This window comes from Parasphingorhabdus sp., from assembly GCF_039968395.1.
Classification (GTDB): domain Bacteria; phylum Pseudomonadota; class Alphaproteobacteria; order Sphingomonadales; family Sphingomonadaceae; genus Parasphingorhabdus.
The window spans coordinates 511180-534481 of the sequence record NZ_JBDVPV010000005.1; the positions used below are offsets into that span (position 1 = coordinate 511180).

20 protein-coding genes are annotated in these 23302 nt (G+C 52.0%); 12 read left to right on the forward strand and 8 right to left on the reverse strand.

The window, feature by feature from the left end:
- Positions 1-36: 36 nt before the first annotated feature.
- Positions 37-1389: a glutathione-disulfide reductase gene (gorA, locus tag ABJI30_RS13090; RefSeq protein ID WP_348017138.1), complete on the reverse strand. Its 1353-nt coding sequence runs from the start codon at positions 1387-1389 to the stop codon at positions 37-39.
- Positions 1390-1405: 16 nt separating this feature from the next.
- Positions 1406-2902 carry a glucose-6-phosphate isomerase gene (gene pgi / locus ABJI30_RS13095; RefSeq protein ID WP_348017823.1) on the reverse strand — a complete coding sequence of 499 codons (1497 nt, stop codon included), beginning with the start codon at positions 2900-2902 and terminating at the stop codon, positions 1406-1408.
- Between the two features lie 151 nt (positions 2903-3053).
- On the opposite strand from pgi, the gene lepB reads away from it, so the two are divergent.
- The 3 genes from lepB to era are packed head-to-tail and all read left to right on the forward strand — an operon-like array spanning position 3054 to position 5412.
- A complete protein-coding gene (gene lepB, locus ABJI30_RS13100; RefSeq protein ID WP_348017139.1) occupies positions 3054-3857 on the forward strand; it encodes a signal peptidase I in 804 nt (267 codons plus the stop codon).
- Positions 3854-4522 carry a ribonuclease III gene (gene rnc, locus ABJI30_RS13105; protein ID WP_348017140.1) on the forward strand — a complete coding sequence of 223 codons (669 nt, stop codon included), beginning with the start codon at positions 3854-3856 and terminating at the stop codon, positions 4520-4522. Before lepB ends, rnc begins: the two co-directional genes overlap by 4 nt.
- Positions 4519-5412 carry a GTPase Era gene (gene era, locus ABJI30_RS13110; protein ID WP_348017141.1) on the forward strand — a complete coding sequence of 298 codons (894 nt, stop codon included), beginning with the start codon at positions 4519-4521 and terminating at the stop codon, positions 5410-5412. Before rnc ends, era begins: the two co-directional genes overlap by 4 nt.
- Before the next feature lie 578 nt (positions 5413-5990).
- On the opposite strand, the gene ABJI30_RS13115 is transcribed toward era, so the two are convergent.
- Positions 5991-7583: a DUF6438 domain-containing protein gene (locus ABJI30_RS13115; RefSeq protein ID WP_348017142.1), complete on the reverse strand. Its 1593-nt coding sequence runs from the start codon at positions 7581-7583 to the stop codon at positions 5991-5993.
- A gap of 286 nt (positions 7584-7869) precedes the next feature.
- Here ABJI30_RS13115 and ABJI30_RS13120 point away from each other — a divergent pair, with 286 nt between their 5' ends.
- Entirely contained in the window at positions 7870-8406 is a 537-nt protein-coding gene (locus tag ABJI30_RS13120; protein WP_348017143.1) for a cupin domain-containing protein, read from the forward strand.
- Entirely contained in the window at positions 8396-9574 is a 1179-nt protein-coding gene (locus ABJI30_RS13125; protein WP_348017144.1) for an alpha/beta fold hydrolase, read from the forward strand. Before ABJI30_RS13120 ends, ABJI30_RS13125 begins: the two co-directional genes overlap by 11 nt.
- 125 nt (positions 9575-9699) lie before the next feature.
- On the opposite strand, the gene ABJI30_RS13130 is transcribed toward ABJI30_RS13125, so the two are convergent.
- The 4 genes from ABJI30_RS13130 to plsY form a co-directional block, all read right to left on the reverse strand.
- The gene (locus tag ABJI30_RS13130; RefSeq protein ID WP_348017145.1) at positions 9700-10698 is read right to left on the reverse strand and encodes an alpha/beta hydrolase fold domain-containing protein; all 999 of its coding nucleotides are present in this window, start codon (positions 10696-10698) and stop codon (positions 9700-9702) included.
- Between the two features lie 147 nt (positions 10699-10845).
- On the reverse strand, positions 10846-13428 hold the full coding sequence (topA, locus tag ABJI30_RS13135; protein WP_348017146.1) for a type I DNA topoisomerase: 2583 nt from the start codon (positions 13426-13428) through the stop codon (positions 10846-10848).
- 103 nt (positions 13429-13531) lie between these two features.
- Positions 13532-14665: a DNA-processing protein DprA gene (gene dprA, locus ABJI30_RS13140; RefSeq protein WP_348017147.1), complete on the reverse strand. Its 1134-nt coding sequence runs from the start codon at positions 14663-14665 to the stop codon at positions 13532-13534.
- Complete coding sequence (gene plsY, locus ABJI30_RS13145) at positions 14658-15263, reverse strand: glycerol-3-phosphate 1-O-acyltransferase PlsY (protein WP_348017148.1); 606 nt, start codon at positions 15261-15263, stop codon at positions 14658-14660. The genes dprA and plsY overlap by 8 nt, the downstream gene beginning before the upstream one ends.
- 147 nt (positions 15264-15410) lie before the next feature.
- Here plsY and murI point away from each other — a divergent pair, with 147 nt between their 5' ends.
- On the forward strand, positions 15411-16223 hold the full coding sequence (gene murI, locus ABJI30_RS13150; RefSeq protein WP_348017149.1) for a glutamate racemase: 813 nt from the start codon (positions 15411-15413) through the stop codon (positions 16221-16223).
- A gap of 110 nt (positions 16224-16333) precedes the next feature.
- On the forward strand, positions 16334-17548 hold the full coding sequence (hemA, locus tag ABJI30_RS13155) for a 5-aminolevulinate synthase (RefSeq protein WP_348017824.1): 1215 nt from the start codon (positions 16334-16336) through the stop codon (positions 17546-17548).
- A gap of 20 nt (positions 17549-17568) precedes the next feature.
- On the opposite strand, the gene ABJI30_RS13160 is transcribed toward hemA, so the two are convergent.
- Entirely contained in the window at positions 17569-18549 is a 981-nt protein-coding gene (locus tag ABJI30_RS13160; RefSeq protein ID WP_348017150.1) for a threonine/serine dehydratase, read from the reverse strand.
- Between the two features lie 53 nt (positions 18550-18602).
- On the opposite strand from ABJI30_RS13160, the gene ABJI30_RS13165 reads away from it, so the two are divergent.
- From ABJI30_RS13165 to ABJI30_RS13185, 5 genes are all read left to right on the forward strand, one after another.
- Positions 18603-19820 carry a saccharopine dehydrogenase family protein gene (locus tag ABJI30_RS13165; RefSeq protein ID WP_348017151.1) on the forward strand — a complete coding sequence of 406 codons (1218 nt, stop codon included), beginning with the start codon at positions 18603-18605 and terminating at the stop codon, positions 19818-19820.
- A gap of 1 nt (position 19821) precedes the next feature.
- Positions 19822-20991, forward strand: coding sequence for a carboxynorspermidine decarboxylase (locus tag ABJI30_RS13170; protein ID WP_348017152.1), 1170 nt, complete (start codon positions 19822-19824; stop codon positions 20989-20991).
- A gap of 149 nt (positions 20992-21140) precedes the next feature.
- Positions 21141-22340 carry a type III PLP-dependent enzyme gene (locus tag ABJI30_RS13175; protein WP_348017153.1) on the forward strand — a complete coding sequence of 400 codons (1200 nt, stop codon included), beginning with the start codon at positions 21141-21143 and terminating at the stop codon, positions 22338-22340.
- A 72-nt stretch (positions 22341-22412) separates the two neighbouring features.
- Entirely contained in the window at positions 22413-22841 is a 429-nt protein-coding gene (locus tag ABJI30_RS13180; RefSeq protein ID WP_348017154.1) for an MAPEG family protein, read from the forward strand.
- A 22-nt stretch (positions 22842-22863) separates the two neighbouring features.
- The gene (locus ABJI30_RS13185; protein WP_348017155.1) at positions 22864-23298 is read left to right on the forward strand and encodes an MAPEG family protein; all 435 of its coding nucleotides are present in this window, start codon (positions 22864-22866) and stop codon (positions 23296-23298) included.
- The last annotated feature ends 4 nt before the right edge of the window (positions 23299-23302 follow it).

A 23302-nucleotide genomic window follows, 5' to 3' on the forward strand; every position in this document is an offset into this window, starting at 1 on the left:
CAGCCATGCCGTTACGGCTTTCAGGGCGCTCAAGACCTATTTGAACAGAACCAGTTCTTCGGCCATGCTGGGATGGATCGCGACGACGTCATCAAATACCTGTTTTGGCATTTTTCCGACAATCGCAATGGCTGCCCCTTGCAAGATTTCCGAACTTTCCGGACCGATCATGTGGAGGCCGATAACAATCTCTTCGGGCCCCTGCGTGATCATCTTGTAAAGCCCGCGTTCTTCGCGGCCTGACAGGACGTTCTTCATCGGACGGAAGTCGCTTTTATAGACTTTGATATCGTCGCCATGTTGCGCGCGCGCTGCATCTTCGGTCAGGCCTACAGAAGCAATGGGCGGGGCCGAGAATACCGCTGACGGGATATTCTCATAAGAAATGGTCCGCGGATTGCCGCCGAATACCGAATCGGCAAACGCATGGCCTTCGCGGATTGCAACCGGCGTGAGCTGAACCCGGTTGGTGACATCACCCACAGCGTAAACGCTGTCGATGCTGGACTTGTTGTCATCTCCAACAACGACTGCACCCGATTTGTCGAGTTCTACCCCGATTTCCGCCAGACCCATATTGGCGCTGTTTGGAACGCGGCCCGTGGCCACCATCACGACATCTGCGGTTTGTGGTTCACCGCCGTCATCAAAATGAACGGTGACTGTCCCGTCATCATTCTTGTCGATCTTGGTGAGCGGAGCGCTCAGGCGGTATTTAATACCCTTGGCCTCGCCCATTTCCTGTAACTTGCCGACAATTTCCTGATCATAGGGGCGCAAGATTTTTTCGGACCGGTTGGCGACAGTTACATCGCTGCCAAAGGCATGGAATATGCCGGCAAATTCATTGGCGATATATCCGCCGCCGACAATGATGATGCTTTTCGGTTTCTCTTCCAGATGGAATATCTCGTTGGATGTGAGTGCATGTTCCTCACCTGGACAACCGGCATTGGCGGGCCATCCGCCCGTGGCGATCAGGATATATTTGGCGGTGATGACTTTGCCGCTGGCCAGTTTGATCTCATTTGGTCCGGTGAGGACAGCACGTTCCTTGTAAATTTCAACATCCGCATTGCCCAGAGTTCCAGCATAAAGACCTTCCAGCCGGGAAACATCGTCCTGAATGATGTCACGCAGACGTGTCCAGTTAAACTCGGCGCCTGATATGTCCCAGCCATAGCGGTCTGCTTCGTGCAGATCTTCGGCGAAATGCGCGCCATAGACGAGCATCTTTTTCGGCACGCATCCGCGGATTACGCAGGTACCGCCCATTCTATACTCTTCGGCGATCGCTACTTTTGCACCGTGGGTTGAGGAAATTCGGGCAGCACGGACGCCGCCGGAACCGCCGCCTATTACAAAGAGATCATAATCAAATTCTGACATGGTAATTCCTAAAATATCAGGCGGGGAACGCCCGTTTCCTCAATTGTTCGGTCGAGCTGTCCATTTCGTTACTTTCCCCCGACATCAATGCATTCGCCATTTGTTTGCCGAGCTCTACTCCGAACTGATCAAACGGGTTAATCCCGAGCAATGCCGCGTTCACGAACGTCCGGTGCTCGTAGAAAGCAATGAGCGCGCCCAGTGTTTTAGCGTCCAGCGTGTCCAGTAAAATGGTCACCGAGGGTCTGTCACCTGGATAATTTCGATTGGGGTCATCGGATTTCTGACCCGCCATCAACGCTGCGCTTTGTCCAAAGCAATTGAGAAGCAGGCCATGATGATGATCCGGTCCCAGTGAATGGCCGGGTTCGATCACTGCTAGAAACTCGACCGGTACAATATGGGTTCCCTGATGCAGAAGCTGGAACACCGCGTGCTGCGCATCCGTTCCGACCCCGCCCCAGACAATAGCACTGCTGTGTCGTCCAAGTGCACGGCCATCGGACGTTACGGACTTCCCGTTGCTTTCCATCTCCAGTTGCTGGAGATAGTCGGGCAACAGGGTCAAACGCTCGTCATAGGCGAATACCGCCCGGGTCTGGCACTGTCTGGCCTGCGCATAATATTGATCCGACCAGGCGGCGATGACCGGGATATTCTGATCCAACGGTGCGGTGGCGAAATGTGTATCCATTTCCGCAGCGCCGGCCAGCAGGTCTTCAAAAGACTGAAGTCCAAGCGTCAGGGCAACGCTGAACCCAATAGACGACCACAGAGAGTAACGCCCGCCAATTGTCTCCGAGAAAGGCAATATCCGGCTTTCGTCCACACCCCATTCAACGGCCTTGTCCGGGGCAGCGGTCAAGGCAACGATGCGGCCATAGGGGTCCGTTTCGCCCTGCTCACGCATCCAGTCGATGACCGATTGAGCATTGAGCAGAGTTTCCGAAGTGGTGAAGCTTTTGGAAGCGACAACCAGCAAGGTCTTGTCCGCTTCAAAACGTTCCAGGGCGGGTTCCAATGCGGTTCCGTCAATATTTGAAATGACGACTGTCTCATATTGTTCGTCGCCGATGGCGAGAGAATTCAACAGCAGTTCCGGCCCAAGCGCTGAGCCGCCAATTCCGAGATGAATGATGTGTTTGATGGTCCCAAGCGCGCCGGACTCGATCGCCAGTACCAGGCTTTCCATGCGTTTTCTGAGCATCGCTGCCAGCTCGACGCTTTGTTCATTGCCTCTGCCCCGTTCCGCAGAGTGCTCGGCCGCACGGCCTTCGCTGATGTTGATTGCCTCGCCCGCGAACAGCGCCTTGATCTTGTCAGCAACATGCAGCCCGCAGGAGAGCGTTTCAAATTTCCGTATCAGGTCATCATTCAGATGTGTTTTCGAAAAATCGAAATAAATACCCGATTGTTCCATCGTGAAACCAGAAACACGATCAGGATCATTTTCAAACAGTTCGGACAATGTGGATCGCGGATGCGTTTCTATGCTTTGCCAGTCTGCCAAAATCTTTCCTTCTTTTCCGGACCCTGAAGCATATTGTTTCCTTCGCACTATCCCGCAGACCGGGTTCTCACAAGTCCAAATTACATAGTCCTGTCGAGATCGTGGTTGCTTGACCAGACTTGACCGCGCGCATCATTATCAGCAAAGGGACGCGATGCAAAAAGCCACCAAAAACAGATCAGAAACCGGCGATTTTATTGCGTTTCTCATCAAGCTTGGACTGTTCGTACTGATTTTACGCAGTTTCATCGTATCTCCGTTTAACATTCCATCGGAATCGATGCAGCCTCGCTTGATGGTCGGAGACTTCCTGCTGGTGGCGAAATGGCCTTATGGATATTCGAAATACAGCATGCCGTTCAGCGCACCGGTCATTCCCGGTCGAATCCTTCCAAACCGCCCGGAGCCCGGCGATGTCGTGGTTTTTAAAGCGCCGCCAAGTGCCCGTGATGACTATATCAAGCGGGTGATCGGTCTGTCCGGAGACATTATCCAGGTTACGGATGGTCTGGTCACCATCAATGGCGTGTCGGTCAAACGTACCAAGGTCGATCCCCTGATCCACAAGGTTTCGCCAAACAGCCCATGCTACAAACCGGAATTTGAAACGATCAACGCGGACCAAGAGGCTGTGTGCCGCTATCCGCAATTTGAAGAAACCCTGCCCAATGGCAAGAGCTACAAAATTCTCGATCTTGAACCCAATTCCGCCGGAGACACCAGAGGGCCGTTTGTCGTGCCGGACGGACACATGTTCCTGATGGGCGATAATCGCGACCGGAGCGCCGACAGCCGCTGGCCGGCAGAAGATGGTCAGGCAATCGGGATGGTACCCCAGGAAAACCTGGTTGGCCGCGCGCTGGTATCGGTGTTTTCGACCGATGGTTCTGCTGAATGGATCAATCCGGTATCCTGGTTCACCGCCTCCCGGTGGGAACGGATTGGGGAAGGGTTTTGAACAAGGTCGAACTTGAAAAATGGCTGACCGGCCTCATCGGTCAGAAACCCGTTGATCTGGAGCTCTATGTCCGCGCGTTTACGCATGGCAGCTTTGGTGAAAAAGACTATCAGCGGCTCGAGTTTCTGGGTGACCGGGTGCTGGGTCTGACAATTTCTTCACAGCTTTACGAGCAGTTTCCGAATGAACCTGAGGGAAAGTTGTCGCAGCGGCTCAACGGCCTGGTGTCGGGAAAAGTGTGCGGCGAAGTCGCGCGTACGCTGGATGTATCGGTTCACTTGCGGCTCGGCAAGCAAGCACGAGATGACGGAGCCCGGCAAAGTATCAAGGTGCTTGGCGACGTTATGGAATCCCTGATCGGAGCGATTTATCTTGATCTGGGTATGGAAACAGCGGGCGCGTTCATTCTTCAGCACTGGAAAGATCGAATTTCGGGCATGGCCAAGAATATTCAGCATCCCAAATCAGCGCTGCAGGAATGGACCGCGTCCAGTAACCGGAAAATGCCCTTCTACGAGCTTGTAGAAAAATCCGGTCCGCATCATGATTTGAGATTTACCGTTCGGGTCAGCGTCAACAATGTCGGTGATGTCGAGGCGACAAGTTCCTCCATTCAAACTGCTGAAACTGCAGCTGCAAAACTGTTTCTGGAAACCTACACATGACCGAGAAATGCGGAGTTGTTGCTCTTATTGGCGCGCCGAACGCCGGGAAATCGACGATCATCAATGCGCTGATCGGGCAAAAGGTGGCGATTACCAGTTCCAAACCGCAAACAACGCGGACCCGTTTGCTGGGCATTGCGATTGAGGACAAGACACAATTGCTGCTGGTCGACACGCCGGGGATATTCGAACCGCGGCGCCGGCTGGACCGGGCGATGGTATCCGCAGCCTGGGAAGGCGCAGAAGATGCCGACGTGATTGTTCTGCTGGTCGATGCCCGCGCGGGTCTGGGCCCCAAGGTCACATCGATTGTCGACCGGATTCAGCACCGCAAGGAAAAGAAGATACTGGTGCTAAACAAGGTTGATATCGCGGCCAAGGACAAGCTGCTCAACCACGCATCCAAGCTCAACGAGCTTGCGGAATTTGATGAAACTTTTTTCGTCAGCGCCAAGACCGGCGATGGCCTGCCCGAATTGCTGGAATATCTGGTTGCTGCGATGCCTGAAGGGCCATGGCATTTCCCGGAAGACCAGGTTTCAGATGTCAGCGAACGGCTACTGGCGGCGGAAATTACGCGGGAGCAAGTGTTTCGCCAGCTGCATGCCGAGCTGCCCTATGCGATCGCGATTGCGATGGAGCAGTATAAAGACCGGCCGGACGGTTCGCTCGAAATTCATCAACAAATATTGGTTGAAAAGCCCACCCAGCGCGCGATTGTTCTTGGCAAGGGCGGACATCAGATCAAGGAAATCGGCGCCAAAGCCCGGGCCGAACTGTCAGAGATTCTGGGACGAAAGGTGCATCTCTACCTGCACGTCAAAGTCAGCGCCAACTGGGATGAGGACAAGAGCCTGTATCAGGATATGGGGCTGGATTGGGTGAAGTAGAGGCGGCGGCTGTCTCTAGTGTCTGCTTTATCCCGAAAGCGGACACTAACGTCCAGCATATCAGGTGTTCGCTTGCAACCGGCCCCGATGCAATTGAAAATATACAAAAATGAACAAAGCAAACCGACCAAACAACAAACATATGAAAACTGCTTCGCTATTGGACAATTCTATTTGAGGGACATAGATCAAGAAAAACAACGATGCCAATAAGTATAAAACGTAGTGAATATGGTAGATTGCCATCAGTAAAAATTTTTGCTGAAATTCGATTAAAAGGATCGCTATTCCAATTGAGCAGTACACTATGTCGAAGAAGTTTTGCTCAATTTGATACTTGTGTGCATCGAGAATCCCGTCGAAACAAAAATAGTCAATTACGCTGTATGTTGTAGAGATCAGAGCCACAGTCAGTAACAACAGATCGACAACGACTATTTTCTGTATTCTGCTCTTAAACATCGTAAGAAAATACACATCGATTCAGCTTTTTACAACGTCCGCTTTTGCGACCATAGCAGACATGAGTGTTATGTCTCCTTCATCCCGAAAGCGGACACTAGCCCGCAATCAATCCTTTATTCTTGCAGGAGTTTAGTTACTTGGAGCCAAGACCGCTCGCGAGCCAGTTCAATCAGTGTTTTTCCTTCTTCTGACTTGAGCGAAGTGTCGGCTCCTTGTTCAATTGCCAATTTTGCGATCACCTCATCTTCGGTGATGTAAAGGATGGAAGAACTCGTATTTTCGATATCGTTCAATGGGTCTATGCTTCCAGCGTTCACATCAGCTCCGGCGTCCAACAGCATCTTTACAATCTCAACTTTCTCATCATAAGCATGTTGAAGGGCAGTATATCCAATCCCGTTTTTAGCTTCTAAGTTCACGCCCGCAGCAAGCAGTATTCGAACTACTTCTTGCCGATCTTTGTCAGTGGATGTTTGGAAAAAGTCATTGTCCAATGCCGCAACCAACGGTGATGAATTATTGTAACCAAATCCAGCACCTCGATCTAGCAATTGTCGAACCAGATTAGGGTTGTTGGATTTTGCTGCCAACCACAACAGTTCATCCTTTTGGGCCTGATTGAGTTTTGTTGTCCAACCATCTTTATCGAGACGATGGAACAACCGTTCCCTATTACGATGAACTGCCGACTTTAAGGCCCTCGCATAGGTTTTTGGATTTGGTCCACACTCATCGCAATCGGGGTATTCCGCGTACTCAGTGTCCAACGGAACCTTTTGGTTCAGCAACTCCACCGCGATTTCTTCCGAGGAATATTCTATTGCTCCAATCACGGCTTTTTGGCTTTCCACGGAGCTGAAATCAAAACCGTTGGATTTAAGCGATGCAACAGTTTCGCGATTACCGCGTACCCATCGCGCCGTCTTCGAAACGGCATCAATTCGTTCCTGTAGCTCGCGAACAGCATATGGCATACCTACTGGTAAACCGACGTAATCAACTACAGTCTTACTGTAGCTTCCGGTTGTAAAAGAGATAACATACGTCGGATTGTCGGTGACCGTTTGGCGGTATTCATCTTCTAAATTCCAAAAGTTTGCTTGATCAAATTCATCAACTAGTCCTGCGATTGCATCCTTGGAAATTGTGTAATTTTGCGCCCCTTCAATAACAACAAAGCCATGTCCATGATAGTTGACATCACCTGTTCCGGTTATTTCCACCTCGTAGGCCGGACAAGTTCCAAAGCACCCACTTCTTGAGAGAGTAACAGAAAGATCATTCCAATCGATGGGTGGCTTTGTATTTGAGGTTTTGCTGGTTCGCTCCGGAGGATAGGCGTTTACATAAACTGAAGTTTGAAATTTTATGGGTTTTCCATTTCGAATAACCGGATCGAATATGGCCTGTTCAACTTTTAGATCGGTATATCGTTTCAAATGACTTCGGATCAAACTGTCTGGAAAATCGTAAATGTAATCGCGCATCTCGAATGAGATTACACGGCCTTCTTCATTGACGATCACTTCATACGCGATTTGTTCGCGCTGGCCGTTACTGATAAGCATTGACCTGATGTAATTTTCGCCAGAAATGGCTTCGGCATTTATGACAGGGTAATCATCGCCGAGAGTTTCTCGCCCTAAATTGCTCGAACAACCCGCAACAAATAGTGCAATTAACAGAACTTGGATTAGCTTGTCCATGCCGACTGGCTAGCAGACATTCCAGACCATCAAAAGCTATTCCAATTGATTTTGAGGGCACTCAACATGGCAATGTCCGCTTTTGCGCCCATAGCGGACGCTAGCGCTCTGACCGCTATATCCCGAAAGCGGACATTAGAGCTTACGGTTTGTCCGATCCAATATCGGTATGTTATCTAGGACATTCTCCAGATCCTGAATATATTGGAATGTCTTTCACCGCGCAGTTTGACTTATCGATGAATGCAGACTTAGGCTGCACCGGTCCATCAAACGGGGGAGATATATGTCAAGCAATCGAATTGTAACGGGCCATGATGCCGATGGAAAGTCGGTGTTTCTTGATGATCAGGCAGTTGAACCTGTCCAGATGAATGCGATGCCGGGCTTCAAAACGTTTGAACTCTGGTCAATGGGCAGTGACAAATCCGTTCCGCACAAAGGCGCGTTCCCGGGCGTGCCAACATACTTTCCCGGCGAAGACGGAACCGTGTTCCGAATGATCGATTTTCCGCCAACCGAAGAGGGCGAGTCCGGCATTGATCTGTCACCGGAGGGTGTTGAAGAAATATCAGGAAAAATGCCGGGCGCGCTTGCTCATTTTGAGCTGGATGCGCCGGGCATGCACACAACGGACTCCATCGATTTTGGCATATTGGTCAAAGGGGAGTTACTGCTTGAGCTAGACGACGGCGCGACGCGAACTTTGAAAGCGGGAGATTGCGTCGTCCAGAACGGAACCCGCCACGCTTGGCGCAACCATAGTGGCACAGTGGCGACCATGTTCTTCATTTTACAAGGAGCGAAACGCGATGGAAGCTGACACTCTTGGCCGCCAGACAGATGAAACGCCTGTAATGAATGACATAGTCGGTTATCGCTCTTTCCATGCCGATCCGAATTTCAATTATCAGTTCAACCGCTGGCTTCCTTATTTACCAGAAGATGAATTGATCGAGGCAGCGCGGCGCGTCAACAGCTTACCAACTTTCCAACAGGTGATGTTTGAACTGGCGCAAAAGGCAGAGGCCGAGAATCGCACGAGCAAGGCAGCCTTCTACTATCGAGGTGCAGAATTTTTCACTCACACTTCCGATCCGGAAAAACCAATAGCCTATCAGAAGTTTCAGGAACTCTTTGCTGCATCCACTGCCGGGGAGACCTATGAATCAGACCGCATTCCTTTTGACGACGGTTTTCTCCCGATGATCTCCATTCCGGCCAAGGGTGAGGAAATTGACACACTGGTCGTTCACGGCGGATTCGATTCCTTCATCGAGGAATTTTACTGGATGATGAAGGAGCATGCAGAAGCAGGTTATCGCGTCATCCTGTTCGAAGGTCCGGGACAAGGTGGCGCGTTGCACAAATACGGCTTGAAAATGACGCATGATTGGGCGCGGGTCGTTGGCGCGGTGCTCGACCATATGAAGGTAGAAAGCTGCACCCTGATGGGCATATCATTGGGCGGGTGTCTCGCAATGCGAGCGGCAGCAAAGGAAAAACGCATCGAGCGGGTTGTTGCTAATGACGCGATGGTCAGCTTCTATGGATGTCTCGCCAATCGGTTGGGTGAGAGCAAAGCAAAACTACTTGGCTTCCTGTTAAGAAATAATCTTGCCGCAATTGTCAATCGCGTGATGGGTAAAGCAGTCGCGGCAGATTCCACTACGGCATGGGCGGTGGCGCACGGCCTGAATGTCACCGGCACGAAAACGCCGTTCGAATATCTGAAATGGGCGCAAGCCATGACGACCGGGGAAATATCTGCCAAAGTCACGCAGGATGTCCTTCTGCTGGGCGCTAAAGATGATCATTTAGTGCCTCTGAATCAATTTTTCTCCCAGCAAGCAAGCTTGACCAACGCACGATCAGTCACAGCGCGACTGTTTACCGCTGAGGAAGAAGCAAGCTCCCATTGTCATGTTGGAAATCAAATTCTGGTACAAAAGTTGATAGCTAGCTGGATCATGGAGCGGTTGGAATCTTGAAGGAAAGCAAGTGCTGGTTCCTTCCTCACAGTTTCCTTGGGAAAAATAGTGTCCGCTTTTTGCGCCCATAGCGGACAGTAGATGCTTAATCGCTAACACCTTTCGAGTCTTTTTCCGTGGGTGTTTCAATCGGCAGAAGGATGCAAGTTACGGTCCAGAAATTGAACCAGCCTATCAATGACGGATACTTTGTCGAACTGCGATGATAAGCTCGGGGCCTCTTTCGGATAGAAATGGCCAAAGCCGGGTACCCATGCTTGTGAAGTTGGAACATTTCTAGAAACAAACAGTTTTGTGATACCGGCGCTGCCCTCTCTGATTCCGGCTAAATCCCATTGACCGGCAACAATCAGAAGCGGAGGTGCCTTGTCTGTAACGGTTTTGCCAAGATCATAACCCCAGCTCGTTCCTGACAAGGAAACCACAGCTTGAACATCGACCCCTTTGCCATAGGCCAGATTGATCGCCGTAATGGCACCCGCTGAAAACCCACCAACAGCAATACGATCAGGGTCAATCCCATAGCTATCAGCATTTTTGCGAATGAAATTGAGCGCGGTTTCCAAATCTTCAACTGCTGCAAAAGTGGCATTCCACAACTGTTCACGAGATCGGTCATCTAACGGGGGCAAACTCATCCGCTTGCGAACTATTTCTACCCGTCCGGTAACAATTGGACTGCTGAGAAGTTCCTTTGACATAAGATTGGCCTGTTCCAGTCCTTCCGGAAAGGCAGGGTCTTCCGGGGTCAATCGATAGTCAATGGAGAAACAGGCGATCCCGCGATCGGCTAGTGCCTGACAATAATCAGCCATTGATGAATCACTCGCCCCGTCTTCCGAAAATTGATAGTCTCCCTTTCCTCCGCGATGAAATGCACCACCAAAGGCAAGGATGATTGCGGGATGAGGCTTTTCGTTCGCGGCAGTTTGTTTTGGTAGGTAGGCGTCGAGAAGCAGAGGCCGCAAGCGACGTTCGGTCGAAACATCTACCGCACCTTGTCCATAAACAACTTGCTTTTGGACGTTAGCCACTGGCGTTTCTGCATTGGAAATACCCGACCAACCGATCAATGAGATCGCGAGCGCCCACAGCAGCTTAGGTATTTTGTATGAGACGGGCATAGCAATCTGTTCCTCCACCGATTGCCGCAAGTTAACGCACGGCCTTACGCCTGTCTAACCCGTATTCCTAATGTCTGCTTTTGCGCCCAAAGCGGACATTAGAACAGAGCCTTACTCGCCACACTCCGTAGACAGAACAATTCGTAACTACTCCGCCTTAGCCTTTGCCGGTGCCTTTTTGGCCGCCGGTTTCTTCTTCGCCGCAGGCTTTTTCTTGGCTGCGGGTTTTTTCTTTTTCGGAGCCGCTTTCTTTTTCCTGCGCTTCTTCGCTGGACCTTTGGCTGCGCGGTCGTCAATGAGCTGCGCTGCTTCTTCCAGCGTCAGTTCATCCTTGTCGACAGTTTTAGGCAGCGATGCGTTGGTTGTGCCATCGGTGACATAGGGGCCGTAGCGGCCATCCATCAGCTTGATTTCTTCTTCCGTCCGCGGATGCTTGCCCATGATTTTGAGCGGTTCCTGACGTCCCCTGCCCCGCCCCTTGCCATTTTTCGCGGCATCAGCGAGTTTGGCGACAGCGGCATTCATGCCGATTTCGAATACTTCGGCGGTGTTCTCAAGACTGGCGGATGAACCGTTATGGCTCAGATAGGGGCCGTAGCGGCCAATCTGTGCGTTGACGGCTTCACCTGACTCCGGATGTTTGCCGACTTCGCGCGGCAGAGAGAGAAGCTTCAGCGCCCATTCGAGCCCGAAATCCTCGGCAGGTACGTCTTTTGGAATGGAAGAACGTTTGGCTTCCTTGCCTTCGCCGCGCTGTACATAGGGGCCGAAACGACCGATCATCTTTGTGACTTTTTCGTCCGTATCCGGATCGATACCAAGATCCTGCGGGCCTTCATCTTCACCGGCATTGGCGCCGCCGCCCTGGGCAAAGCGTCTGGTAAACTTGCATTCTGGATAATTGGAACAGGCGACAAACGCTCCGAACCGACCGCCGCGCAAAGCTAGCTTGCCTTCGTTGCAACGGGGGCACAGCCGTGGATCGCTGCCATCTTCCTTTTCCGGGAACAGATAGTCACCGAGAAATTTGTCGAGTTCTGCCGTGACTTCTGACGGCAGTTTTTCCATGACTTCTGCCGTCTTGGGCTTGAAATCATGCCAGAAGGCTTCGAGAATTTTCTGCCATTCCGCTCGGCCACCACTGACGTCATCCAGCTCTTCTTCCAGGCCGGCGGTATATTCGTAAGCCACGTAGCGTTCGAAAAACCGTTCCAGAAATCCGGTCAACAGTCGTCCGCTCTCTTCTGCAAAGAACCGGTTGCCTTCCGTGCGAACATAAGCGCGGTCTTTGAGGGTCTTGATGATCGAAGCGTAGGTCGAAGGACGGCCAATGCCGAGCTCTTCCATTTTCTTGACGAGGCTCGCTTCACTGTACCGCGGCGGCGGCTGCGTGAAGTGTTGATTGGCTTCGACCGATTTCTTGGCCGGGCTGTCACCTTTGACCATAGCCGGCAACAAGCCGCCATCTTCGTCTTTGCTGTCGTCGCGGCCTTCTTCGTAAAGTGCCAGAAAGCCTGGGAATTTCACGACTTGACCATTGGCGCGCAAACCGGTTTGCCCGGTGCCATCGAGCATGTCGATTGTCGTGCGTTCGAGGCGTGCCGCTGCCATCTGGCTTGCCATGGCGCGTTTCAGGATCAGGCTGTAGAGTTTCGCGTGATCGCCGCTGCCCATTTTGTCACGGGTAAAACTGGTAGGCCGGATCGCCTCATGGGCTTCCTGCGCGTTTTTGGCTTTGGATTTGTAAATGCGCGGGCTGTCGGGAACATAGCTGGCGTCATACCGATCGGCGATCGCCTTGCGCGCAGCGGAAATGGCGCTGCCGTCCATCTGCACACCATCGGTACGCATGTAGGTAATCGCGCCATCTTCATAGAGTTGCTGCGCGATCCGCATCGTGTGACTGGCCGAATAGCCCAGTTTGCGCGCCGCTTCCTGTTGCAGGGTCGATGTTGTGAACGGCGGCGGCGGATTGCGGGTGAGAGGCTTGGTCTCCACCGCTTCAATCGTGAACAGGCCGTTTTCGACCCCGGTTTTCGCAGCTGTTGCTTCGGCTTCGTTGGATAAATCCCGCTTGCCGAGTTTTTTGCCTTGATGAACGGTGAGACGCGCTTCAAATGCCTGTCCGCCCTGCTCCATCTGAGCGATAACAGACCAATATTCCTGCGGATCAAAAACTTCAATTTCGCGCTCGCGTTCAACGATCAGACGCAGGGAAACAGATTGCACACGGCCAGCGGATTTTGCGCCGGGAAGTTTCCGCCACAGCACGGGCGACAGCGTAAAGCCAACCAGATAATCCAGCGCACGACGGGCCCGATAAGCATCGATCAGGTCATCATCGAGCGCCCGTGGTTGCGCCATGGCTTCGGTGACCGCCGCCTTTGTAATCGCATTGAACGTGACACGGTCGACCTTTTCGGGGAGCGCTTTCTTTTTCCGCAAGACTTCCTGCACGTGCCAGCTAATCGCTTCGCCTTCCCTATCAGGGTCGGTTGCAAGAACAAGGCGTGTGGCTTTTTTTGACAAGTCCGTAATTGCCTTGAGTTGCTTGGACTTGTCGGCATAGGGCTGCCAGATCATCGCAAAACCGTCATCAGGATCCACCGACCCGTCTTTCGGGGGCAAATCGCGAATATGGCCATAGGAAGCGAGAACCTTGAAATCCGATCCCAAGTATTTCTCGATTGTTTTGGCTTTGGCTGGTGATTCGACAATGACTAGTTGCATAGGATCCGTTTCGTTTCTCTCACGTATACGCGCGAGGCTGTGACAGGGAATTGGATTTCGTCAAGACATTCATGGTTTATCCGGCAAATTTTTTTCAAATTGTTCAGTTTAAGGGCGCCAGACTTACTCTCGCTCCGGCGCTTCGCGTGAGGCGTCCGGACAATTCGAGCTCTAGAAGAGCGAGTTGCAGGTCCGAAAGGGGCATGCGTGTTTGCCGCACGAGTTCATCGATCGCGACGGGTGTAGAACTCAGCAAGGCTTCAACGGTGTGTCGATCTCCCTTTGCAACTGCAGGAACCCGAACTGGTTCCCCTTTGTCATTAGAGCGGGCTGGGGTTTTTACATGGAGAGATTGGCGTGCTTCTTCGATCCGTTCATCAAACGGGCGAACGAGCTCCATTACATCTTCCGCGCACTGAATGAGTACCGCGCCATCGCGTATCAGGCTGTTACAGCCGCGGGAACGGGGATCGATAGGCGAACCAGGTATCGCCATCACCTGCCGTCCTGCCTCTCCGGCAAGTCGCGCCGTGATCAGTGAACCCGATTTCGGAGCTGCCTCAACCACCACCGTTCCGCGCGCCAACCCTGCAATAATCCTGTTCCGATAAGGGAAATGCCGTGCACGGGGTTCGGTTCCGGGAGGTTGCTCGCTCAGCAGCAAACCTCGATCTGCAATCGCTTCCTGAAGTTTTTGATTCTCAGGCGGGAAATAGATATCCGTCCCACCTGCAATCACGCCAATGGTTCCCTGATTGATCGACCCGTCATGCGCAGCCGTGTCGATACCGCGGGCCAATCCCGAAACGACAGCGACACCTTTCTGGCCGAGATCATTGGCCAGATCACGCGCAAACCGGCAAGATGCTGCGGAGGCGTTGCGCGCCCCCACAATCGCTACCGTTGGTCGTTCAAGCAGCGACAAGTCGCCGCGACAAATTAATACAGGCGGCGCATCGTCCAGCTCAGAAAGCAAAACGGGATAGGCCGGATCGTCCCGGAACAAATATTGGGCACCAAGCTTGGCCACCATCGCCATCTCGTCGAGCACAGATTGCCGATCGGCAATTCGGGGCGCTCTGGGTCCTCCCCGACGGGCCAGCTCCGGCAGAGCCTTCAGGGCGCTGCTCGCGCTGCCGTGACTTTTTAGCAGCCGTGCATAGCTGACCGGACCGATATTTGCCGAACGGATCAGCTGCAGTCGATCCACACGATCTGCATGTGCCGCATCATCCATTATCTTTTGATGCTCCCACTCGCGGTTCTTCGCCCGCAAGAAGTCGTTCGATATTGGAACGATGTTTCCAGAAGACCAGCAGGGTCAGGCCAACGAAAATCGGAATCCATTGATATTCACCCAGGACAAAGGCAGATACGGGAACCGAGGCTGATGCCAGCATTCCCCCGAGTGAAGAATATCTCCAGATCATCAGCGTTCCGATCCAGATTACGGCAAACACGGCCCCCAATATGGGCTGCAGTGCAGTGATGATCCCGAGCAGTGTAGCAACGCCTTTTCCACCGTTGAATCGAAGCCAGACCGGATAGAGATGTCCCAGAAATGCGCCCATTCCTGCCAGGATTTCAAAACCGGGGAATAGCTGGCCAACGACTATTACCGCGAGGGCGCCCTTTCCCATGTCGAGAAGCAGGGTCAGGGCTGCAACTGCCTTGTTACCCGTTCTCAGCACATTGGTTGCGCCGATATTGCCTGATCCGATGTCGCGAAGATCACCGCCGCCGGTCAAGCGGGTCAGCAACAACCCGAATGGAATGGAGCCCAGCGCATAACCCAGCAAAACAGCCAGAACAGGTTCCATCCACATGGGCAGCATTGCAACTCTTCCCCTTCTTTTGACCGGCGCTATCGATAACAGCTTGAACGGGCAAGTGTTTTGCTGTGTAAAAAAAGGTAAGATCGGTCGATGATCGGATGAACAGATTGAATAGACGATCCGGTTTTCAGCGCATAAGGGGTTTTAATGACATTCGATCGACCAACTGACACGCGACCGCTATTGTTTTTTGACACCGGTGTGGGCGGTTTGTCCGTGCTGGCCGAATCTCGGAAACTCCTACCCAATGCGCCGGTCGTTTATGCAGCGGACTATGCCGGTCTGCCTTACGGCGTAAAATCGGAACAGGAACTGGCATCACGGGTTCCCGCTTTGCTGGGTCGACTTGTAGAACGTTATCAACCGCAATTGGTTACAATTGCTTGCAATACAGCATCGACCATTACTCTGGATTATGTACGATCGGCCCTGGATGTTCCCGTTGTGGGGACGGTTCCGGCGATCAAACCGGCCAGTGAAATGACCAGGAGTGGCGTAATTGGTTTACTGGGAACCCAGGCGACAATCCGTCAGCCCTATGTTGATCGTTTGGCGCAGGAATTTGCCTCTGACAGAAAGCTGATCCGTTTTGCCGCACCGGAATTGGTCCACGCGGCCGAAGCAAAGCTGCGTAATGAACCAGTTGATCCGATGGTCATTAATCAGGCGCTGAAAGGCCTGATTGAGCAGGCGGATGGCGACAAGATTGATACCATCATTCTGGCGTGCACGCACTTTCCACTTGTCGTTGACGAGTTACGCAAATCTTCAACCAGAGATATTCAGTTTGTCGATGGTTCTTCCGGTATCGCGAGGCGGATTGCGTTTCTGACAAAATCTCGGCAATGGCCTGAAAGCTCCGGAAGCGGGGTTTTCGTCACTACCGGCGACCTGTCACTGATCGCGCCTTATCGACCGGCGCTAAAGGCTTATGGGTTGCATGATTTCGAGTCACTTTGATTTTACCGCTTATTGAGAACCGTTCTCGCTGGAAATTGGGGAAAAAGGTCGTTAAAGCATTTTTTCTGGAAGTCGCTGAACAGAAGAAACGACGCAGGGAATTGTTACACGTGGACTATGACAAGGTTTTTTCGCAGGCGATAGATCGCCTCCATACCGAAGGTCGTTACCGGGTCTTTATCGATATTTTGCGCAACAAGGGAACGTTCCCCAATGCGCGTTGTTTTGCCCACCACAATGGACCAAAGCCGGTCACCGTCTGGTGTTCGAATGACTATCTTGCAATGGGACAACATCCCGATGTGATAGCAGCGATGGAAGAAGCTCTGCATGATGTGGGTGCAGGGTCCGGCGGAACCCGGAACATTGGCGGCAATACCCATTATCACGTCGAGCTTGAGAATGAACTGGCTGACCTTCACGGCAAGTCGGGTGCTTTGCTGTTTACGTCCGGCTATGTTTCCAACGAAGCAACACTTTCGACTCTCACAAAGATTCTGCCTGGCTGCATTATTTTTTCGGATGAACTCAATCACGCATCAATGATTGCAGGTATCAAGAATAGCGGCTGTGAAAAGCGCGTGTTCAATCACAATGACCTTGACCATCTCGAGGAACTGCTTGCGGCAGAAGATCCCGACGTGCCCAAACTCATTGCCTTTGAAAGCATTTACTCGATGGATGGCGATGTCGCGCCGCTCCATGCAATTTGCGATCTGGCAGACAAATATAACGCGCTGACCTATTGCGACGAAGTCCACGCAGTGGGCATGTACGGCGAACATGGCGGTGGTATCTCGGAACGAGACGGAGCTGCCGACCGCATCACCATAATCGAAGGCACACTGGCAAAGGCCGTCGGTGTAATGGGCGGTTATATTACTGCTGACCAGAAAATCGTGGATGTGATCCGGTCCTACGCTCCGGGTTTCATATTCACGACAAGCCTATCTCCCGTTCTTGTTGCCGGAGCTTTGGCAAGCGTGCGCCATTTGAAGCAATCCGGCGCTGAACGCGAAGGACAGCAACGCGCTGCGCAGAAGCTGAAAACCTTGTTCGCGGATCACGGCCTACCGGTTATGGATAGCTCAACGCATATCGTTCCCCTGCAAGTCGGCGATCCGGTAAAAGCCAAGAAAGTCAGTGACATCTTGTTGGCGGAATATGGCGTTTACGTACAGCCAATAAACTATCCCACGGTCCCGCGCGGTACCGAACGGCTGCGATTCACACCGGGTCCAGTACATACGGAAGAGATGATGGTCGAATTGACCAAAGCTCTGGTCGAAATTTGGGATCGCATGGAACTCAGGCTGGCTGCTTGACAAGCTCCAGTGAGTTCTTGCTATCTGGCGAGAATCTCAGCGAATAGTTGACGGTCCACATTGCCTCCAGACAGTGTTACCGCAGTTTGCGAACTTGCTTTCGCCTTTCCTGAAATCACGGCAGCCAGCGCGACCGCACCACCCGGTTCGACACACAAATGTAGCTTTTCAAACGCCAGACGCATCGCCTGTTCCACTTCACCGGAAGTCACAGCTATGCCTTTGGCGCCGCGCTCTTTCAAAATTTCGAACGTGATCGGTGCAACTTTCAGAGTCTGAAGCGCATCACATTTTGTGGGTGGTGGATTGTCTTCTACCGGAACAATTCTCCCCAGTTCGAGAGATCGTCTCATATCGTCCCATCCTTCTGGTTCGGCGACAGTAATCCTGGCGTCCGGGTTTGACAGGGCAATTCCCGATGCCAGACCTCCGCCGCCGCAACAGGCCACAATATGATCCGCTTCCAGACCTGTTTGCGCGATAATCTGTTCGCGCAGTTCAAGGCCGCAGCTCCCTTGTCCTTCAACTACCCAAGGATCATCAAAACTCGGGACAACAGTCGCGCCGGTTTCGGCTGCCAGTTCTTGTGCAAGTTCCTCGCGAGAACCGTTCATGCGGTCATAGGTGACCAGTTTTGCGCCGAGTGCCCGGGTGTTTTCCATTTTGGATTGCGGAGCATCTTCGGGCATCACTATGGTCGCGTGCATGCCCAAACGCTTTGCTGCCCATGCAACACCCTGCGCGTGATTGCCGCTGGAAAAAGCGACTACACCCCGTTTGCGTTGTTCGTCATCCAGGTCGGAAAGCCGATGCCAACCACCGCGAATTTTAAATGCTCCGATCGGTTGCAGACATTCGGCCTTGCACCAGATCGTCACTCCATCCACTTCAAGAGGAAGCAGAGGTGTTCTGGGTAGTATCTCAGCAACTTTCGCTGCAGCTCGTTCGATGCCTGCGAGACTGGGCTCGCGTTTCGGGTTCAAAAGGGATTGCTCTGTCATGGGGTCTTTCTATATGCGGTCTGGACATTTCTCCAGCAGTTTGAGGAAATTTGATGAGCAAAGTTCTGGTTATTGGTGCGGGCGGTGTCAGCTCGGTGGCTGTGCATAAAATGGCTCAGTTGATTGCGAGTGGTCAGGGTCCTTTTTCAGAAATCCTGCTGGCGAGCCGAACGCTGGGAAAATGTGTCGCTATTGCAGAATCCGTGAAGCATCGCACCGGGATTGAAATCGCCACAGCCCGGATTGATGCAGATAATGTCCCGGCGACAATTGCGTTGCTGGAAAGTTGCACGCCTGATCTCGTCGTCAATCTGGCCCTGCCCTATCAGGATCTTCCCATAATGGATGCGTGCCTGGCTACAGGGGTGAATTACCTCGATACCGCCAATTACGAACCACGCGATGAGGCGAAGTTTGAATATAAGTGGCAGTGGGACTATCACGAGCGTTTCAAGGAAGCGGGCATTATGGCTTTGTTGGGATCAGGCTTTGATCCTGGCGTAACTTCCGTCTTTACATGCTGGCTAAAGCAACATCATTTTGACCGGATCGGCACGCTGGACATTCTGGATTGCAATGGGGGCGACCATGGCCAGCATTTTGCCACCAACTTTAATCCAGAAATCAATATTCGCGAGGTAACAGCACCTGCGCGACACTGGGAAAACGGAGACTGGGTCGAAACACCAGCCCTTTCCACCAAACAGACATTCGATTTCGAACAGGTTGGTTCGCGTAATATGTACTTGATGTATCATGAGGAGATTGAGTCGATTAAGACGCATATTCCCGAGATTGAGAGAGTGCGTTTCTGGATGACATTTGGGGATGCCTATCTGACACATCTGGAAGTGTTGCAAAATGTAGGAATGACCGCGATCGAACCGATTGAGTATGAGGGGCAGAAAATTGTACCGCTGCAATTCCTGAAAGCTGTATTGCCCGAACCGGCAAGCCTGGGAGAAACGACCAAGGGCAAGACCAATATCGGAGTAATCGCCACGGGGGAGAAAGACGGCGCCAAAAAAACGCTGTACGTCAAGAATATTTGCAGCCACGAGGCCGCTTTTGAAGAAACAGGCAATCAGGGTGTCAGCTACACCACCGGGGTACCTGCAATGATCGGTGCGGCGTTGATGCTGTCCGAGCAATGGGCTGGTGCGGGGGTGTTCAATATAGAACAATTTGATCCCGATCCGTTTATGGATATGCTTGGCGAGCATGGCTTGCCCTGGACAGTAGAAGAGCTTGATGGGCCTTTGGCGTTCTGAAATGGACACCAAAGCCGGAGATCCTGGAGCATTTTCTGACTTTGATCTGAGCCGGGTGCCCTCGCCTGCCTTTGTTATCGATGAAGTGGCTGTACGGAAAAATCTGGATATACTGGATGATGTTCGCAAGCGATCGGATGTCAAAATCCTCCTGGCGTTGAAAGCGTTCTCGATGTGGTCATTGGCGCCGGTGCTGATGGAACACCTTGATGGTTGCTGTGCTTCTGGCCTTTGGGAAGCCCGCCTTGCCAAGGAACAGTTTCCAGGATTAGTGAGCACCTATTCCCCTGCATTCAAAAAAACGGAATTGAAGCAAATCCTCGAGCTCTCGGATGACGTGATTTGCAATAACCCGGCACAGGCAGACATGCTTGCGAACGCGCTCGCTGGGGGATCGGACTCATTCAAAAGCAGGATCGGAATGCGCCTTAATCCCGAACTTCCGGTCGGAGAGGTTGGCAAATATGATCCGAGTAGTCCGCACAGTCGATTGGGATTTCCGGTCAGCCAGTTACAGCCAGAGCATTTTGACAAGATAACAGGAATTCACATTCACAACTTGTGCGAACAGGGTTTTGACGCTCTGGAAGCGACGTGGCACAAGATTGAACCGTTGATTAAACCGCATTTTGAGCAACTTAGCTGGATAAATCTGGGCGGTGGTCACCATATCACCCGAGAGGACTATGACCGCGACGCTCTAGTGGAATTCTTATCGTCTCTCAAAGCCGAATCGAATTGCGAAATCTATCTCGAGCCGGGTGAAGCCGTCGCGCTGGACGCGGGGATTCTTGTGGGTGAGATACTGGATGTTTTTGAAAATGGCATGCCAATCGGAATTACCGATATCTCGGCGACCTGTCACATGCCGGATGTGATTGAGGCTCCCTATCGCCCGGCCATGTTGCACGAAAAAGCGACTGGTCAACTGATAAGGCTGGGTGGCCCGAGTTGTCTGGCTGGCGATGTTATCGGAGATTATTGTCTGCCCGAACCGGCTTATGCTGGACAACGTGTCGCATTTCTGGACCAGGCGCATTATTCGATGGTGAAGACCAACAGCTTTAATGGAGTTCCACTGCCATCAATTTGGTTGTGGAACAGCGATGATGATGAATTGCGCTGTGTGAAGAGCTTCGATTGGACAGAATTCAAAAACCGGTTGAGCTGATATAAAATGACTGTCAGCCCCGGTAATTAGGGCTTTACAGAACAGAATGCCGGGCATATAGGCGCTTTCTGCTGCCCCATGGCATCGCCCGATGCAGGGCAAATCCGCAAGGCAGCTCAATCGATCTTAAATCCAGGGGGTCCCTTGAGTTGCACAATTTCCATGATGCGCAGGAGCTGACTGAGGCTCTTCGTCCAGATATCCCGGTGTTGCTAAACCGTCCGCATGCTGCGCGTCGCGCAGCCCGATATTTCGTGGATCAGTTCCCCGGAAAGTCTCTATATGCAGTCAAGGCGAATCCTTCTCCAGAGCTCTTGAAGTTGCTGTTCGAAGAAGGTGTGACGCATTATGATGTTGCATCTATCGAAGAAGTGCGACTGGTCCGCGAGATACTGCCCGAAGCAACGATCTGCTTCATGCATCCGATTAAATCTGAATCCGTAGTAGAGGAAGCCTATCATCAGCACGACGTGCGGATTTTCTCGCTCGACAGCATGGAAGAACTGGAAAAGATCGAACGCGCGACCAAGGGCGCGGAAGATCTGATCCTGTGTGTCCGGATAAAGGTCGCATCCGAATTTGCGCAAATCAGTCTCGCATCCAAATTCGGTATGGATGTTGATGACAGTGCACAGTTGTTGATGCGGACACGCCAAATTGCTGACCAGTTGGGCATCTGTTTCCATGTTGGAAGTCAAGCCATGACCCCCTTGGCCTATGTGTATGCGCTTGAAAAAGTGCGGACAGCGATTGTTGAAGCGTCGGTGACTGTGGATATTGTCAATGTAGGCGGTGGTTTTCCTTCAATTTATCCAGATATGAGCCCGCCTTCACTCAATCACTATTTCAGTGCAATCGACCGTACATTTGAAGATTTGCCGATCAGCTATTCGGCAGAACTCTGGTGTGAACCCGGCCGTGCGCTGTCAGCCGAATACAATTCTCTCGTCGTTAAAGTAGAACAACGGCGGGGCAATGAACTTTACATCAACGATGGTGCCTACGGGACTCTGTTTGATGCGGCGCATATTGGCTGGCGCTTTCCGGTAAAATTGCGGGAGCGAGACCGGGAACCGTCTGCGCTGCTCGATTACAGCTTCTATGGGCCGACTTGTGACGATATGGACTATATGGCCGGACCTTTCATGCTTCCTGATAATGTTCAGGCGGGCGACTATATTGAAATAGGAATGCTGGGCGCATATGGGTCAGCGATGCGGACGAGATTTAACGGTTATGGTTCAATTACGGATCATGACGTTAGCGATGAACCAATGGCCAGCCTGTATGTTGGCGAGAATCTGGATCGAACCGACCGCGAGAATGTTGTTTCTTTCCCCGCCGGTTAAGCCGTCAATTGAGTTGCGTTTGACAATTTACACGCAGTAACGCAGTCTTGCCGAGAAATCGGGGAGATCGTCATGAGCACAGCAATCCTGGCGCCAGCTGCACTGCTGGTTATCTGGTCATTGATCATGTTATTCTGGATGGCCGGAACACGTCTACCGGCGGCAAAGAGAATGGGCATCGATATCACCGAAAAGCCCGGCGGACGAGGGCCGGATATTGATCCGGACATGCCCGACAAGGTTGCCTGGAAGTCCCACAATTATACCCACTTGATGGAGCAACCGACGCTGTTTTATGCGACTGTTGTTATACTTGCGATCGCTGGGGCTGGAACGGGTCTCAATCTGTGGCTGGCCTGGGGCTATGTGGTGCTTCGGATCATTCACAGCATTTGGCAGGCAACAGTGAATCTGGTGAACGTCAGGTTCTTGCTGTTTCTGGCTTCAACAATCTGCTTGTTGATTATGGCCATGAACGCGTTTTTCACTACAGTAATCTGAATTTTTTGGGGGGAAAATAAAAATGGAAAATAGTCCTATATTACAGCCTGTTGTTGCACTGATATTGTGGACCATGCTGATGTGGCTATGGATGTACGTCACGCGGATTCCGGCAATGAACAAGGCCAAGGTTGATCCCGAAAAGCTCAGCCGGGAATCGACTGCCGGAGGCCTGGATGCCCTGTTACCGCCAGAGGTACAATGGAAGGCCCACAACTATAACCATCTGCTGACCGAACCAACCTTGTTTTATGCGGTATGTTTCGTGTTGGTGCTGACTGGACAAGGCGACGGATTGAACCTGAGCATCGCCTGGATTTATGTCGGATTGCGTGTCCTGCACAGCTTGATTCAGACTACCATCAACAAAATTATTTATCGCTTTTTGGTCTTTATACTGTCCAGCCTGTGCATTATCGCATTGGCCATTCATGCAGCGATTGCGGTATTTCATTAGGATC

Excerpts from the sequence above, each read along its gene's own strand:
- lepB (WP_348017139.1), top strand. The coding sequence starts at position 3,054 with ATGCAAAAAGCCACCAAAAACAGATCAGAAACCGGCGATTTTATTGCG.
- ABJI30_RS13170 (WP_348017152.1), top strand. The coding sequence starts at position 19,822 with ATGGACACCAAAGCCGGAGATCCTGGAGCATTTTCTGACTTTGATCTG.
- gorA (WP_348017138.1), bottom strand. The coding sequence starts at position 1,389 with ATGTCAGAATTTGATTATGATCTCTTTGTAATAGGCGGCGGTTCCGGC.
- ABJI30_RS13160 (WP_348017150.1), bottom strand. The coding sequence starts at position 18,549 with ATGACAGAGCAATCCCTTTTGAACCCGAAACGCGAGCCCAGTCTCGCA.
- ABJI30_RS13130 (WP_348017145.1), bottom strand. The coding sequence starts at position 10,698 with ATGCCCGTCTCATACAAAATACCTAAGCTGCTGTGGGCGCTCGCGATC.
- ABJI30_RS13180 (WP_348017154.1), top strand. The coding sequence starts at position 22,413 with ATGAGCACAGCAATCCTGGCGCCAGCTGCACTGCTGGTTATCTGGTCA.
- ABJI30_RS13120 (WP_348017143.1), top strand. The coding sequence starts at position 7,870 with ATGTCAAGCAATCGAATTGTAACGGGCCATGATGCCGATGGAAAGTCG.
- topA (WP_348017146.1), bottom strand. The coding sequence starts at position 13,428 with ATGCAACTAGTCATTGTCGAATCACCAGCCAAAGCCAAAACAATCGAG.
- ABJI30_RS13185 (WP_348017155.1), top strand. The coding sequence starts at position 22,864 with ATGGAAAATAGTCCTATATTACAGCCTGTTGTTGCACTGATATTGTGG.
- plsY (WP_348017148.1), bottom strand. The coding sequence starts at position 15,263 with ATGCTGCCCATGTGGATGGAACCTGTTCTGGCTGTTTTGCTGGGTTAT.
- dprA (WP_348017147.1), bottom strand. The coding sequence starts at position 14,665 with ATGGATGATGCGGCACATGCAGATCGTGTGGATCGACTGCAGCTGATC.
- ABJI30_RS13165 (WP_348017151.1), top strand. The coding sequence starts at position 18,603 with ATGAGCAAAGTTCTGGTTATTGGTGCGGGCGGTGTCAGCTCGGTGGCT.
- ABJI30_RS13125 (WP_348017144.1), top strand. The coding sequence starts at position 8,396 with ATGGAAGCTGACACTCTTGGCCGCCAGACAGATGAAACGCCTGTAATG.
- era (WP_348017141.1), top strand. The coding sequence starts at position 4,519 with ATGACCGAGAAATGCGGAGTTGTTGCTCTTATTGGCGCGCCGAACGCC.
- murI (WP_348017149.1), top strand. The coding sequence starts at position 15,411 with ATGACATTCGATCGACCAACTGACACGCGACCGCTATTGTTTTTTGAC.
- ABJI30_RS13115 (WP_348017142.1), bottom strand. The coding sequence starts at position 7,583 with ATGGACAAGCTAATCCAAGTTCTGTTAATTGCACTATTTGTTGCGGGT.